We start from the raw sequence: 239 nt of genomic DNA, 5'->3' as shown, positions 1-239 counted from the left end.
CGTTGACCTTCCATCTACTGGAAGCACTACCTCTGCAAGCATCCGTCATCCGGAGGGTCAGGCATGGACACGTCGCAGGTCATCGGAAGAAACCCCAGGGATCCCGTCTGCGGCATGGAGGTGGACCGTTCGGCGGGTGAGCCCCGCCACGAGCATGACGGGCATCTCTACCATTTCTGCTCCGAGCGCTGCCGCGACCGCTTCGCCGCCGCGCCGGAGGATTTCGTCGAGGCGACGGA

The 239-nt window shown here is 64.4% G+C and carries 1 protein-coding gene; it reads left to right on the top strand.

The window, feature by feature from the left end:
• Nucleotides 1-63: 63 nt before the first annotated feature.
• Nucleotides 64-239 (top strand): YHS domain-containing protein (locus Q1B08_RS21905; RefSeq protein WP_299823629.1); only part of this gene is annotated, 176 nt, incomplete at its 3' end.

The organism is uncultured Jannaschia sp. (assembly GCF_947494025.1).
Classification (GTDB): Bacteria; Pseudomonadota; Alphaproteobacteria; order Rhodobacterales; family Rhodobacteraceae; genus Jannaschia.
This window is presented reverse-complemented; position numbering and strand designations above follow the sequence as displayed.